Annotated in this window: 10 protein-coding genes; 6 read left to right on the plus strand and 4 right to left on the minus strand. The window is 62.3% G+C overall.

The window, feature by feature from the left end; translation table 11 throughout:
- On the minus strand, window positions 1–530 hold a 530-nt coding region (locus tag RAC97_RS12165), incomplete at its 3' end, for a Pr6Pr family membrane protein (RefSeq protein ID WP_379671491.1).
- 3 nt (window positions 531–533) lie between these two features.
- On the minus strand, window positions 534–755 hold the full coding sequence (locus RAC97_RS12170; protein WP_375100495.1) for a VF530 family DNA-binding protein: 222 nt from the start codon (window positions 753–755) through the stop codon (window positions 534–536).
- Window positions 756–903: 148 nt separating this feature from the next.
- Between RAC97_RS12170 and RAC97_RS12175 the strand changes: the two genes are divergently transcribed.
- From RAC97_RS12175 to RAC97_RS12190, 4 genes are all read left to right on the plus strand, one after another.
- Window positions 904–2,934: a TonB-dependent receptor gene (locus RAC97_RS12175; RefSeq protein WP_375100496.1), complete on the plus strand. Its 2,031-nt coding sequence runs from the start codon at window positions 904–906 to the stop codon at window positions 2,932–2,934.
- A gap of 125 nt (window positions 2,935–3,059) precedes the next feature.
- A complete protein-coding gene (locus RAC97_RS12180) occupies window positions 3,060–5,471 on the plus strand; it encodes a glucose/quinate/shikimate family membrane-bound PQQ-dependent dehydrogenase (protein ID WP_375100497.1) in 2,412 nt (803 codons plus the stop codon).
- A gap of 121 nt (window positions 5,472–5,592) precedes the next feature.
- A complete protein-coding gene (gene lon / locus RAC97_RS12185; RefSeq protein WP_375100498.1) occupies window positions 5,593–8,013 on the plus strand; it encodes an endopeptidase La in 2,421 nt (806 codons plus the stop codon).
- Between the two features lie 184 nt (window positions 8,014–8,197).
- Window positions 8,198–8,590, plus strand: a complete 393-nt coding sequence (locus RAC97_RS12190; RefSeq protein WP_375100499.1) for a protease inhibitor I42 family protein — start codon at window positions 8,198–8,200, stop codon at window positions 8,588–8,590.
- Window positions 8,591–8,595: 5 nt separating this feature from the next.
- Here the strand turns inward: RAC97_RS12190 and RAC97_RS12195 are convergent, their stop codons facing one another.
- Together RAC97_RS12195 and RAC97_RS12200 are read right to left on the minus strand one after the other, a co-directional pair.
- On the minus strand, window positions 8,596–9,540 hold the full coding sequence (locus RAC97_RS12195; RefSeq protein ID WP_375100500.1) for an alpha-xenorhabdolysin family binary toxin subunit B: 945 nt from the start codon (window positions 9,538–9,540) through the stop codon (window positions 8,596–8,598).
- 1 nt (window position 9,541) lies between these two features.
- Window positions 9,542–10,729: an alpha-xenorhabdolysin family binary toxin subunit A gene (locus RAC97_RS12200; RefSeq protein WP_375100501.1), complete on the minus strand. Its 1,188-nt coding sequence runs from the start codon at window positions 10,727–10,729 to the stop codon at window positions 9,542–9,544.
- A 192-nt stretch (window positions 10,730–10,921) separates the two neighbouring features.
- On the opposite strand from RAC97_RS12200, the gene cmoA reads away from it, so the two are divergent.
- Together cmoA and cmoB are read left to right on the plus strand one after the other, a co-directional pair.
- The gene (cmoA, locus tag RAC97_RS12205) at window positions 10,922–11,665 is read left to right on the plus strand and encodes a carboxy-S-adenosyl-L-methionine synthase CmoA (protein ID WP_375100502.1); all 744 of its coding nucleotides are present in this window, start codon (window positions 10,922–10,924) and stop codon (window positions 11,663–11,665) included.
- Entirely contained in the window at window positions 11,662–12,618 is a 957-nt protein-coding gene (cmoB, locus tag RAC97_RS12210) for a tRNA 5-methoxyuridine(34)/uridine 5-oxyacetic acid(34) synthase CmoB (protein WP_375100503.1), read from the plus strand. The genes cmoA and cmoB overlap by 4 nt, the downstream gene beginning before the upstream one ends.
- Window positions 12,619–12,648 lie beyond the last annotated feature (30 nt).

Consider the following 12,648-nt stretch of genomic DNA (forward strand, 5'->3'; position numbering starts at 1 on the left):
CCATACCCTAGGCTTGAAACATCGATGAACGGGTAGGGGTACACCCCGATTTCGTGCCCACGCCACAGCGCGAACAGGAAGTACACCAGCGGGTAAAGGCTCCACGCCCCCAGGTGCCAAAACCGCAGGTGGCCCTTGGGCACCGCGAAACACCAATACAGCACGAACACCAGCGGCATCACATCGTGCAGCAGCTCATCGGCCAGCCATTGCCAGCCCTGCGGCTGCCACAGGTGGCGCAGCAACAGGCTATAGGCCAACGCCACCAGCACGATGCTCACGGCCACTCCGGAACTCACCAACGGTGACAGGAAGAACCGCCTGGCCGCCGACTCCCGACCGAACGCTGCATGGCTCAACACCGTCGCCACCAGGGTATTGGTCAGCACCGTGAAATAGCCGAACAGGTTCACCAGCCCGCCGATCAGGCTGGCCTGCTCCTGCCAGCGGGCGATCAGCACCAGGTACAACTGAATGGCCAGCCCCGCCCAGCCAAGACAGGCAGCCAGGCTCAACCAAGGGCGCCGCACCCCTCAGGCCTTGCGCTGCAACTTCACGTACAGCTGCTCGACCTTCTCCCGCGCCCAGGGGGTCTTGCGCAGGAAGGTCAGGCTCGACTTGATGTTCGGGTCGCTCTTGAAACAACGAATGTCGATGCGCTCGGCCAGGCCTTGCCACTGGTAGTGGGCCACCAGCTCGGTCAGGACCTGCTCCAGCGTCTTGCCGTGCAGCGCGTTGTGTTGGGCTGTGCTCATACCAGTGCTCCCGCGGAGAAAGATGCGCACCTTACACGAGTGTAGTGGGCCGCGCCGCCCCTCTGGCCAGCGGGTTCGATTCATGTTGAAATGCAAGCGTTACATTATAACAATGCATTAAACCTTCACCCTTCCACGGAACGTCACGATGCTCGTCCTGCGCCTTTCCCCACTCGCCGCCGCCCTCTGGCTGGCCGCCTCGCCCAGCCAGGCGGTAGAACTGGAGCCCCAGGTCATAACCGCCAACCCTCTCGGCAACCAACAGCTGGCTACCCCCACCACGGTGCTCGAAGGCGACAGCCTCTTGCAGCAGCAACACGGCAGCCTCGGCGAAACCCTGAACAAGCAACCCGGAGTCGCATCCACCTGGTTCGGCCCAGGTGCCAGCCGCCCGGTCATCCGCGGCCTGGACGGGGACCGCATTCGCATCCTGCGCAATGGTGTCGGCGCCCTGGATGCGTCGTCGCTGTCCTATGACCACGCCGTGCCGCTGGACCCGGTGAATGTCGAGCGCATCGAGATCGTCCGCGGCCCCGCCGCGTTGCTGTATGGCGGCAACGCCATCGGCGGGGTGGTCAATACCTTCGACAACCGTATTCCCGACGCCCCCATCGACGGTATCCACGGCGCCGGCGAACTGCGCTACGGCGGTGCCGACACTACCCGCAGCAGCGCCGGCAAGCTCGAGGCAGGCAACGGCACCTTCGCCCTGCACCTGGATGCCAACAGCCGCCAGTTCAACGACCTCCGCATTCCCGGCTACGCCCGCAGTTCGAAAGTGCGCGATGCCGACGAGCCGGGCAGCAAGCACCGCCTGGAGAACAGCGATGGCCGCCAGGACGGCGGTGCGGTCGGCGGTTCCTACCACTGGGACCATGGCTATGCCGGCATGTCCTACAGCGGCTATGACAGCAACTATGGCTCGGTGGCCGAGTCCGGCGTGCGCCTGGACATGCAACAAGACCACTACGCGTTCGCCTCGGAACTGCGCGACCTGGAAGGCCCATTCAGCTCGGTCAAGCTCGACGCGGGGTACACCGACTACCAGCACCGTGAAATCGAATCGGGCGAGGTGCATACCACCTTCAAGAACAAGGGCTACGAGGCCCGCATCGAAGCCCGTCACCAGCCGATCGGGCCGCTGGAAGGGGTGATCGGCGCCCAGGTCAACCGCAACGAATTCTCTGCCCTTGGCGAGGAAGCGTTCGTGCCGCACACCGACACCGACAGCCTGGCGCTGTTCATGCTCGAGCAGTGGCAAGCCACCGAGCGCCTGAACCTGAGCCTGGGTGCACGCCTGGAGCACACCCGGGTAGAACCGGATGCCAAGGGCAACGAAGCCTTCGCCAACGCCGACAGCAACAACAGCTTCAACGCCGTCAGCCTGTCCTCGGGAGCGGTGTACCAGCTCGACCCGGTCTGGGCACTGGCCGCCAGCCTCGGCTATACCGAACGTGCGCCTACCTTTTACGAGCTGTACGCCAATGGCGCACACGTCGCCACCGGTGCCTACGAGGTCGGCGACCCGAACCTGAACAAGGAGAAGGCGATTTCCGGCGACCTGGCCCTGCGTTTCGACAACGGCATCCACAAAGGCAGCGTCGGGGTTTTCTACAGCCATTTCCGCAACTACATCGGCCTGATCGGCAGCGGCAACCTGCGTGAAGGGCATGACCATGGCGAGGACGACGACGACCATGATCACGACCACGAACTGCCCGAGTACCTGTACCAAGGTGTGCGCGCGCGCTTCTACGGCGTCGAGGCCCAGGACCGCTGGCAGTTGGTTGAGAACCGCTATGGCAGTTTCGCCCTGGAGCTTTCCGGCGACTACACCCGCGCCAAGAACCTGGACTCCGGCGAGCCACTGCCGCGCATCGCGCCCCTGCGCCTGAACAGCGGCCTGGTGTGGGAACGCAACCGCTGGCAGGCGCGCATCGATGTACAACACGCCGCCGCGCAACGCCGCAAGCCGGCCAACGAAACCCGTACCGATGGCTACACCACCCTGGGCGCCAGCGTCGGCTACCGCTTCGATATCGGCGAGAGCGAGTGGCTGGCCTTCGTGCGTGGCGAGAACCTGACCGACCAGACCGTGCGCTATGCCAGCTCGATCCTGCGCGACATCGCACCGGCGCCGGGACGCAGCGTGGAAGTCGGTTTGCGTACCCGTTTCTGAAACCCACGCGAACACCAATCGAACGGCTACGCAAACAGGAGGTCAATGGCCTGAAAGGGGAATACCGCGCCGGGTGCGACTACAGTAGTTCGTAGGGAAGCACGGCAAGAAAAGGAGATGCTGCGATGGGCACTGACGCTGCCAAGAAGGGAAGCCGCTGGCTGACGCGCCTGGTCGGCGTGCTGTTGCTGTTGATGGGCCTCGCCCTGGTGGTCGGCGGCATAAAGCTGAGCCAGCTGGGCGGCTCCGTCTACTACCTGGTGGCCGGTATCGGCTTCCTCCTCTCGGGCATCCTGCTCATCGCCTTGCGGCGCATCGGCCTCGGCGTGTATGGCGTGGTGCTGCTGGGCAGCACCGCCTGGGCCCTGTGGGAAGTGGGGCTGGACTGGTGGCAGCTGGTGCCGCGCCTGGCCATCTGGTTCGCCCTTGGCGTGGTCTTGCTGCTGCCATGGGCCCGCCGGCCTCTGCTCGGCCCGCCATCGAAGGCCAACGTCGCACTGCTGGCCGTCGCCGTGGTCGCCTCCGGAGCCACGGCCATCGCCAGCCAGTTCACCCACCCCGGCGAGGTGTTCGGGGTGCTGGGCCGCGACAACAGCGAAATGGCCAGCGCCGCACCGGCCATGCCCGACGGCGAATGGCAGGCCTATGGCCGTACCGAGTATGGCGACCGTTATTCCCCGCTACGCCAGATCACCCCGCAAAACGTCTATCGCCTCGAGGAGGCCTGGCGCATCCGTACCGGCGACCTGCCCACCGAAAACGACCCGCTGGAGCTGACCAACCAGAACACCCCGCTGAAGGTCAACGGCATGCTCTACGCCTGTACCGCGCACAGTCGCGTGCTGGCCCTGGATCCAGATACCGGCGCCGAGATCTGGCGCTTCGACCCACAGGTGAAGAGCCCCGTGGGCACCTTCAAGGGCTTCGCCCACATGACCTGCCGTGGCGTTTCGTACTACGACGAAAATCGTTACGTCAGCCGCGACGGCAGCCCCGCGCCGAAAATCTCCGAAGCCGGCCAGGCCGTGGCCAGGGCCTGCCCTCGTCGCCTCTACCTGCCCACCGCCGACGCCCGCCTGATCGTGCTCAACGCCGACAACGGCAAGGTCTGCGAGGGCTTCGCCAATCAGGGCGTGATCGACCTCACCCGCGGCATCGGCCCGTTCACTGCCGGCGGCTACTATTCCACCTCGCCCGCAGCCATCACCCGCGACCTGGTGATCATCGGTGGGCATGTCACCGACAATGAGTCGATCAACGAACCGTCCGGCGTAATCCGCGCCTACGACGTTCACGACGGCCGCCTGGTGTGGAACTGGGACAGCGACAACCCCAACGACACCAAGCCCCTGGCCGACGGCAAGACCTACAGCCGCAACTCGGCGAACATGTGGTCGATTGCCAGCGTCGATGAAGACCTGGGCCTGATCTACCTGCCCCTGGGCAACCAGACCCCCGACCAATGGGGCGCCAACCGCACGCCGGGCGCAGAGAAATACAGCGCTGGCATCGTCGCCCTGGAGCTTGCTACCGGCAAGGCGCGCTGGAACTACCAGTTCACCCACCACGACCTGTGGGACATGGACGTCGGCAGCCAGCCGACCCTGGTACACCTGAAGACCGACGACGGCATCAAGCCGGCGGTGATCGTGCCGACCAAGCAGGGCAGCCTGTATGTGCTCGACCGTCGCGACGGCATGCCTATCGTGCCGATCCACGAAGTGCCGGTGCCCCAAGGGGCCGTGAAGGGCGACCGCACCGCAGCCACCCAGCCGCGCTCCGAGCTCAACCTGCTCGGCCCCGAGCTGACCGAACAAGCCATGTGGGGCGCCACGCCGTTCGACCAGATGCTGTGCCGCATCCAGTTCCGCAGCCTGCGCTACGAAGGCCAGTACACGCCCCCGTCCGAGCAGGGTTCGCTGGTCTATCCCGGCAACGTCGGCGTATTCAACTGGGGTAGCGTGTCGGTCGACCCGGTGCGCCAACTGTTGTTCACATCGCCCAACTACATGGCGTTCGTGTCGAAGATGGTGCCGCGCGAGCAAGTTGCCGAAGGCAGTCAGCGCGAGAGTGAAACCAGCGGTGTTCAGCCCAATACCGGCGCGCCGTACGCGGTGACCATGCACCCGCTGATGTCGCCATTGGGCGTGCCGTGCCAGGCGCCGGCCTGGGGCTATGTGGCGGCGATCGACCTGTTCACCAACAAGGTGGTGTGGAAACGCAAGAACGGCACGACTCGCGACAGCACCCCGATACCGATCGGCTTGCCTGTGGGCGTGCCGAGCATGGGCGGTTCTATCGTCACCGCTGCCGGCCTGGGCTTCCTCAGCGGTACGCTTGACCAGTACCTGCGGGCCTACGACGTACATGACGGCAAGGAACTGTGGAAAGCGCGCCTGCCCGCTGGCGGCCAGGCCACCCCGATGACCTACACCGGCAAGGACGGCACGCAATATGTGCTGGTGACCGCCGGCGGCCACGGCTCGCTTGGGACCAGGATGGGCGACTACATCATCGCTTACAAACTCGCCAAGTAACCCAACGCAGGGGAGGCACAGGCTTTCGAAGATGAAAGCCCTCCCCGCGCCCCTCGACTACCATTGAAACCCAGCCCCGCCTGCCCCATCTAAGCACCATAGTCATTCACGCAGGTGCCCTATGAGCGACCAGCAGGATTTGCCGGAACACCCAGACGAACACAGCGAAGTCGATCATCTCGACGCCCAGGCCGCCCCCGGCCACGCGCTTGCCCTGCCCGGCCAACAGTTGCCGGACAAGGTCTATGTCATCCCGATCCACAACCGCCCGTTCTTCCCGGCTCAGGTATTGCCGGTGATCGTCAACGAAGAGCCTTGGGCCGAAACCCTCGACCTGGTCGCCAAGACGCCGCATCACGCCCTGGCGTTGTTCTTCATGGACACCCCGCCGGCCGACCATCGCCACTTCGACACCCAGGCGCTGCCGGAGTACGGCACCCTGGTCAAGGTGCACCACGCCAGCCGCGAAGGCGGCAAGCTGCAATTCGTCGCCCAGGGCCTGACCCGCGTACGCATTCGCACCTGGCTCAAGCACCACCGCCCGCCGTACCTGGTGGAAGTGGAATACCCACGCCAACCCACCGAACCCAACGACGAGGTCAAGGCCTACGGCATGGCGCTGATCAACGCGATCAAGGAGCTGCTGCCGCTCAACCCGCTGTACAGCGAAGAGCTGAAGAACTACCTCAACCGCTTCAGCCCCAACGACCCTTCGCCGCTTACCGACTTCGCCGCCGCACTCACTTCGGCCACCGGCAACCAGTTGCAGGAAGTGCTCGACTGCGTGCCCATGCTCAAGCGCATGGAGAAGGTGCTGCCGATGCTGCGCAAGGAAGTCGAGGTGGCGCGCCTGCAGAACGAGATTTCCGCCGAGGTGAACCGGCAGATCGGCGAGCACCAGCGCGAGTTCTTCCTCAAGGAGCAGCTCAAGGTGATCCAGCAGGAGCTGGGGCTGACCAAGGACGACCGCAGCGCCGACGTCGAGCAGTTCCAGCAGCGCCTGGAAGGCAAGACCCTGCCCGATGCCGCGAAAAAGCGCATCGACGAGGAAATGGGCAAGCTGGCGATCCTCGAGACCGGCTCGCCCGAGTACGCCGTTACCCGCAACTACCTGGATTGGGCCACCGCCCTGCCCTGGGGTGTGTATGGCGACGACAAGCTCGACCTCAAGCACGCACGCAAGGTGCTCGACCAGCACCATGCGGGCCTGGACGACATCAAGGAACGCATCCTCGAATTCCTCGCCGTAGGCGCCTGGAAAGGCGAGATCAGCGGCTCCATCGTGCTGCTGGTGGGCCCACCGGGGGTGGGCAAGACCAGCATCGGCAAGTCCATCGCCGAATCCCTCGGCCGACCGTTCTACCGCTTCAGTGTCGGTGGCATGCGCGACGAAGCGGAAATCAAGGGCCACCGCCGCACCTACATCGGCGCCCAACCGGGCAAGCTGGTGCAGGCGCTGAAGGACGTGGAGGTGATGAACCCGGTGATCATGCTCGACGAGATCGACAAGATGGGCCAGAGCTACCAGGGCGACCCGGCCTCGGCATTGCTGGAAACCCTCGACCCCGAGCAGAACGTCGACTTCCTCGACCATTACCTGGACCTGCGCCTGGACCTTTCCAAGGTGCTGTTCGTGTGCACTGCCAACACCCTGGACTCGATCCCCGGCCCCTTGCTCGACCGCATGGAAGTGATTCGCCTGTCGGGCTACATCACCGAGGAAAAGCTGGCCATCGCCAAGCGCCACCTGTGGCCCAAGCAGCTGGACAAGGCCGGGGTATCCAAAACCAGCCTGAGCATCAGCGACAGCGCCCTGCGCCTGGTGATCGAAGGCTATGCCCGCGAGGCTGGCGTACGCCAGTTGGAGAAGCAGTTGGGCAAGTTGGTACGCAAGGCGGTGGTCAAGCTGCTGGAGAACCCCGACGCCAAGCTGAAGATCGGCGCCAAGGACCTGGAAGCGGCCCTGGGCATGCCGGTGTTCCGCAGCGAGCAGGTGCTGGCCGGCAAGGGCGTGATCACCGGGCTTGCCTGGACCAGCATGGGTGGCGCCACCCTGCCGATCGAGGCCACGCGTATTCATACCCTGAACCGCGGCTTCAAGCTGACCGGCAAGCTTGGTGAGGTGATGAAGGAGTCCGCCGAAATCGCCTACAGCTACGTCAGCTCCAACCTCAAGCAATACGGGGGTGACCCAGGCTTCTTCAACGAAGCCTTCATCCACCTGCATGTGCCCGAGGGTGCCACGCCCAAGGACGGCCCCAGCGCCGGCATCACCATGGCCAGCGCCCTTCTGTCGCTGGCCCGCGACCAGGCGCCGAAGAAAGGCGTGGCCATGACCGGCGAACTGACCCTCACCGGGCAGGTGCTGCCGATCGGTGGCGTGCGTGAAAAGGTGATTGCCGCCAAGCGGCAGAAGATCTTCGAGCTGATCCTGCCGGAGGCCAACCGTGGCGATTTCGAAGACCTGCCGGACTACCTGCGCGAAGGGCTGACCGTGCATTTCGCCAAGCGCTACGCCGACGTGGCGAAAGTGTTGTTCTGACGTATCCGGGGCCGCTATGCGGCCCTATCGCGGTGCAAGCCCACTTTCACAAGTACAGCGCTAATCTTCAGGTCAGCGCTGTACTTGTGAAAGTGGGCTTGCACCGCGATAGGGCCATGACAGACCACACACATACCCGAGCGCATCAGTTATCCTCAGGCCATCGCACGCCTCAGGAGCCCCCATGTCCATACCCCGCCTGCTGCTCCCCGCCAGCCTCGCCCTGCTCGCTGCCTGCGTCCAGCACCCGCGGCAAACCGTGGTATTGGACGCTGAAAGCGAATGCCCTCAGCTTCTGCAAGTCGGCCAGACTCTGACCCTCAACCTACCCAGCACCCCCACCACGGGGTACCGCTGGAACGTGCAGGATGCTGCACCCGGTCTCCTGCGCAGCCTCGGCCCGGAGGTCTACAACAGCCCCGAGGAGGCCGGTATCGTCGGTAGCGCCGGGGTTTCAACCTGGCGCTTCCAGGCCACCACTGCTGGCGACGGGCAACTGTTGCTGGTGTACCAGCAACCTTGGGCGAAGGAAGTGCAGCCTGTGCAAACGTTCGATTGTGCAGTCAAGGTTAGATAACCAGCCTACGCACGCTCAAAAGCTTTTTGCACCGCTTGCAGATAACGGTACAGGTCATCAAAGATGATCATGGCATTGTCTGCTGCGATGCCAGGCGTGAGTAGACTCGAGCTATGTTGCCAGTAACCTTCGACCTTGCGCACCAGAAGCAACCACTGGTCCTTGATTACACCAACGCCTGCCAAAGCACGGGTCGCCTCAAGCTCGCGTAGAACTTTGTCCTTACTTGCACAGGCATCATCGAGTAGCTGCTTGGCTTCCTGGATTTTCTGGTAGAGCCGATCTCGGCTTTGAGTCAGCCCACTGAAAGTCCTTGCGCCCTCAAGCACTTCCAAGTGGGAGGCCAACTTACGGGAGAGCAACTTTAATAGCGCCGGATCCACACCAGGATCCTTCACAACTCCAAAAGCGGCATCGATCTCCTCTTCGCTGGGAATCAAGCCTTTGAAGGCCTTCCTGACAGTGGGTTTGCTGAAAGCCTCAATGGCTTCGACGATGTCCGCGTGCTGGGTTTCCAGATTTTCCAGCCGCTGTTTGGCAGGCGCTTCGGAATTGGCGAGTTCGCTCGCTGACTTTTCCAGACGTACCACTTGCTGGGAGATTGCTGACAACGAAAACAGCTCTAGACGCGAGGTTTGCTTCGCCAGATCCGCACACAGGGCGGCCTGCATCGTGGAAGCTTCAGCGATAGTGCTCGCTGATACCGCCGTGTCGGAAGCAAAGCCAAACAGCTTGTTGCCCAATAGCACCGTACCACCGAAAACGACCTCGCGTAGCGTTCGGTCGGTATCGAGCATGACAACCTTCAACTCTCGACAGAGATCCCGGACAGCGGGTAGCACATCTTCCTGCCATTCATCACATAGCTCGAACAACTGTAGCCTCAATTGATTCAGCTTGACGAAATCCGGCACTGCACTGTCTACGGTAATTGATCCTCGATTGGGCATTTCAGCTCTCCACTAAAAATTTGTTGAACAGCTCAGACAACGTGTGGCATATGCTTCCAATACTCTGCCAAGGCCTGATAACTTCGGTGAAATCTTGGACAAATTCTTCCAGGTCAGCGCTCGTCGATAAACTTTTGGATTCATCGAGCGAGGTGCGCGCGAACTTATGCAGGTAAAGCCAGGTATCCGCCAAACGCTGAGTCGCACTAAGGAGATCCGTCGTCCTAAACATCAGGTCCCTGATCGTGCTATTGACCTTTTCAAAATTCTTCACAGCGGGTGTAATATTCGCCAAGCGCTCAGTCAGCGCATCACGTTCTTCAACCAAGATGTTCTTTTCCTTTCTCGTATGTTCAGCGCGGCTCCCGAATATCCCTCCCGTAATAATTAGCCCTACCGGCCCGACTAACAAGCCACTGAAGGCGTACCCCACTTCGGCACTGTACTGTGCGCGCAAAACATCGATTTGCATGTCCAGCTCATCACGCTTCACTACCAACTCATCAATGCGGGAGCTGCTGAGCTTGTCATCGACGTGCCTGATCAGGCGTGCCAACCGCGGCCTGATTTCGAGCTCTATTTCCTTATGGAACCAATTCGCGCGCGTATCGACATCGGCGATTTGATCCTTGGTCCGCTCAATCTGCTTGATAAGCTCCCCCAGGCGCTTTTCGATGACGGCCAGTATTTGGCCGCGTTCCTCTTCAGTCAGTAGGGAGAAATAGATGTCGCCACCCTGTGCTTCTTTCTCGCTGGCGATACGCTTAAAGGCAGCTGTGCCCTGGATACTTGAGATCAATGCACCGCCTCGACTTTTCATGGACGCAGCGAACATCTCTATTAACGGCCCAAGTTCCTTGATTTGCCGCTCGAGCTTGTCCCACTCGTCCACATGCCGGTGCAACGCTGTGTTCAGGTCAACAATCCTGCCCACTTCTATGCCCAGCGCATCATAGTCAACTTCATCGCGGATATCCTCTTCGCTCCTGGATAACGTGCGAACGACTCCCGCGTATTTTTTGATGACCTTTAGATTTTCAGCTGTCAGCACGCTGGCAGCCTGGGAATCATTACCCACTTTTCCCTCCAGGAATCTAAAGTACAGGTCAGGCAAAGTTTTCGCCTGGGCTTTCACATCCAAATCTTCAATCGGCATACCCACAGCGGGTTCATTCGGTAGTGTTTCCATTGCGACATCCTGCTTAAATTGATTGTGCTTGCACCTCTAAAGTTATGCCGTTCAGCAAGTACACTGGAATGGCTAAAGCTCTACAGTGGCAGTGTGAGTTAGTGAGCAGGGGTTGTAGGACAGGCCGCCGTGGTCAGCACACTGGCTTTTTGGCTAAAATACGTCACCGTTTGCCTTTACCTCGAGCTCGCTGTGAATCGATCCCCCGACCGCCTCTTCGCCCACCCCCTGGAACAAGTACCCGACTTCGTCTTCAACGAAGACGTCGTGCGCGTATTCCCGGACATGATCAAGCGCTCGGTGCCCGGCTACCCGACCATCGTCGAGAACCTCGGCGTGCTCGCCGCACGTTTCGCCCAGCCGAACACCGCCCTTTACGACTTGGGTGCCTCGCTGGGCGCGGTGACCCAGTCGCTGCGCCGTCACGTCCGTGCCGAGGGTTGCCGGGTGATCGCGGTAGACAACTCTGCGGCCATGGTCGAGCGCTGCCGCCAGTACCTCACGGCGCAGGACTCGATGTTCCAGGAATTGCTGCCCGTGCACGTGCTGGAAGCCGATATCCTCGCCTTGCCCCTGCAACCGGCCTCGGTCGTGGCAATGAACTTCACTTTGCAGTTCATCGCCCCCGACCAGCGCTTGGCGCTGCTCGGCAGCATCCGCCAGGCACTGCTGCCGGGCGGTGCCTTGATTCTTTCGGAAAAACTGCGCTTCGCCGACGACCAGGAACAGTCGCTGCTCAACGAACTGCACCTGGACTTCAAGCGCGCCAACGGCTACAGCGACCTGGAAATCGCCCAGAAACGCAGTGCCATTGAAAACGTGATGAAACCCGACACCCTCGAGACCCACCGCGAGCGCCTGCACGCCGCTGGCTTCTCCAAGGTGGTGCCGTGGTTCCAATGCCTGAACTTCGCCTCGCTGATTGCCCTGCCATGATTGATCTCTCCCCTCTCGTCCGCCGCCTGGCGGGCACCCCGCTAGCGGCCTGGTCACAGGGTCTGTCCGCGCAACTCGAAACCAAGCTTGAGAAAGGCCATGGCGACCTCGACCGCTGGCGCGGCGCGCTGGAGGCCCTGCCCGAGCTGCAACCAAGCGAAATAGACCTGGCCGACGCCTTGCGCCTGGACAGCGCCTGCGACGACGCCACCCGCGCGCAATTGCACAAGGCACTGATGGGCCTTTCACCTTGGCGCAAAGGACCGTTCGAGCTGTTCGGCGTGCATGTCGACACCGAATGGCGTTCGGACTGGAAATGGTCGCGGGTCGCTCCGCACCTGGACCTGGTCGGCAAGCGCGTGCTCGATGTGGGCTGCGGCAACGGCTACTACCAGTGGCGCATGCTCGGCGCCGGCGCCGACATGGTCATCGGCGTGGACCCGAACTGGTTGTTCTTCTGCCAGTTCCAGGCCGTTCAGAAATACCTGCCGGAACTGCCCGCCTGGCACCTGCCCTTCGCCCTGGAGGAACTGCCCGCCAACCTCGAAGGCTTCGACACGGTGTTTTCCATGGGCGTGTTCTACCACCGCCGCTCGCCCATCGAGCACCTGCTGGCGCTCAAGGACTGCCTGGTCAAGGGTGGCGAACTGGTGCTGGAAACCTTGGTGATCGAGGGTGATGAAAACCAGGTGCTGGTGCCCGAGGACCGCTACGCGCAGATGCGCAATGTGTGGTTCCTGCCGTCGGTGCCGGCCCTGGAGCGCTGGCTGCGCAGGGCAGGCTTCAGCGATGTGCGCTGTGTCGATGTGAGCGTGACCCGTGTCGAGGAACAGCGCAGCACCGACTGGATGCGCTACCAGTCGCTGGGCGACTTCCTCGACCCTGACGACCACAGCCGCACGGTCGAAGGGCTGCCGGCGCCACGCCGGGCCACCCTGCTGGCGCGTAAATAAAACAGGCGCCCCCAGGGCGCCCAAACTTCC

The organism is Pseudomonas sp. LS_2, assembly GCF_042709235.1.
Lineage (GTDB): Bacteria > Pseudomonadota > Gammaproteobacteria > Pseudomonadales > Pseudomonadaceae > Aquipseudomonas.

Bases quoted from the DNA above. Each gene is read 5' to 3' on its own strand.
- RAC97_RS12170 (WP_375100495.1), bottom strand. From the start codon at position 755: ATGAGCACAGCCCAACACAACGCGCTGCACGGCAAGACGCTGGAGCAG.
- RAC97_RS12175 (WP_375100496.1), top strand. From the start codon at position 904: ATGCTCGTCCTGCGCCTTTCCCCACTCGCCGCCGCCCTCTGGCTGGCC.
- RAC97_RS12180 (WP_375100497.1), top strand. From the start codon at position 3,060: ATGGGCACTGACGCTGCCAAGAAGGGAAGCCGCTGGCTGACGCGCCTG.
- lon (WP_375100498.1), top strand. From the start codon at position 5,593: ATGAGCGACCAGCAGGATTTGCCGGAACACCCAGACGAACACAGCGAA.
- RAC97_RS12190 (WP_375100499.1), top strand. From the start codon at position 8,198: ATGTCCATACCCCGCCTGCTGCTCCCCGCCAGCCTCGCCCTGCTCGCT.
- RAC97_RS12195 (WP_375100500.1), bottom strand. From the start codon at position 9,540: ATGCCCAATCGAGGATCAATTACCGTAGACAGTGCAGTGCCGGATTTC.
- RAC97_RS12200 (WP_375100501.1), bottom strand. From the start codon at position 10,729: ATGGAAACACTACCGAATGAACCCGCTGTGGGTATGCCGATTGAAGAT.
- cmoB (WP_375100503.1), top strand. From the start codon at position 11,662: ATGATTGATCTCTCCCCTCTCGTCCGCCGCCTGGCGGGCACCCCGCTA.